The organism is Bacillus sp. AFS040349 (genome assembly GCF_002577655.1).
In the GTDB taxonomy this organism is placed as follows: Bacteria; Bacillota; Bacilli; order Bacillales; family Bacillaceae; genus Metabacillus.
Genome location: NZ_NUMC01000217.1, coordinates 1 through 1574 on the forward strand (window position 1 = coordinate 1; position 1574 = coordinate 1574).

General features: G+C 34.1%; 1 protein-coding gene. It reads left to right on the forward strand.

What is annotated here, in order from left to right:
• The first annotated feature begins 107 nt into the window (after positions 1–107).
• Positions 108–1459 (forward strand): IS1182 family transposase gene (locus tag COD11_RS26360; RefSeq protein ID WP_176551265.1). Its coding sequence is split into 2 segments (ribosomal slippage): positions 108–675 and positions 675–1459, totalling 1353 coding nucleotides; the frame shifts between segments, so codons are not numbered across the junction.
• The last annotated feature ends 115 nt before the right edge of the window (positions 1460–1574 follow it).

Below are 1574 nucleotides of genomic sequence, written 5' to 3' on the forward strand. Positions count from 1 at the left end.
CAGGCTGTCGAGAAACCTCGGCAGCCTATTATTTTGTCTGATTACTTTTACTTTTCACCGCGTTAATTTGGTATAATATATATAACAAATTGGGGATGGTGATATTTATGTTCAATACAAGAGAAAACACACAAAATGAAGTTGAATTTATAGTAATAGATGACCTTGTTCCTGAAAATCATCTGCTTCGAAAAATAGATAAATATATAGATTTTTCATTCATTCTTGAAAAGGTAAAACCTTATTATTGTGAGGATAATGGACGCCCTTCAATTGATCCTTTAGTTCTTTTTAAAATGATGTTTGTTGGCTATTTATATGGAATTCGCTCTGAGAGACAATTAGAAGAAGAAATTAAAATGAATATTGCTTATAGATGGTTTTTAGGATTGAAATTATCTGATCGAGTTCCTCATCATTCTACAATAAGTTGGAATCGTAGAACTCGTTATAAAGAAACAAATATATTCCAAGAAATCTTTGATGAGATTGTCTTTCAGGCAATGGAACATCGTATGGTAGGAGGAAGAGTTCTCTTTACAGATTCTACTCATTTAAAAGCTAATGCGAATAAACACAAATTCACTAGAGAAACGGTTGAGGTTGAGACTAGAGATTATATTGAAGACTTAAATAAAGCTATTGAACAAGATCGTAAAGAACATGGAAAAAAGCTCTGAAAGAAAGAGAGGAGGTGAAGGAAACTAAGGAAATACGTGTAAGTTCAACAGATCCTGAAAGTGGATTTATGTCTAGAGATAACAAACAGGAAATGTTCTGTTACCTAGATCATCGAACGACAGACTTTAAATTCAATATTATAACTGATGCGTATGTTACACCAGGTAATGTCCATGATTCTGTTCCTTATTTATCAAGACTTGACCGTCAAATCGAGCGATTTGGTTTTAAAGTAGAAGCTTCAGCTTTGGATTCAGGATATCTAACTAGTGCTGTTTGTAAGGGATTATCGGATAGAAACATATTTGGAGTAATTGCTCATAGAAGATTTAAACCAACCAAAGGTTTGTTTCCTAAATGGAAATTTACATATGATAGAGAGAATGATCTATATATTTGTCCAAATAAGGATGAGTTAACTTATCGAACAACTACAAGAGAGGGATATCGAGAATATAAATCTGATCCCAAGAAATGTGCAACATGTCCTCTACTCTCACAGTGTACAAGGTCGAAAAACAACCAAAAAGTAGTAACTCGACATGTTTGGGAAGATCATAAAGATCAAGTTAGATTAAATCGCCTTTCCCCATCTGGGAAAGAACTATATAAATTTAGAAAAGAAAAGGTAGAGCGAAGCTTTGCAGATTCAAAAGAATTGCATGGGCTTCGCTACTGCCGGTTACGGGGATTAAGGAATGCAAGTGAGCAGGTGCTTCTCACCGCTGCTTGCCAGAATATGAAAAAGATTGCCACACACCTAGCTAAGTTAAGCTAGGTGTGTGAGAAGCTTTTTCTTTTGGTTGGCTTAAGAAAATTATTACTATTTATAAAAACATTTTTAGAAAATAAAAAAGCCTGTAGAGAAAAACACCCACTTTCTCTACAAGCTG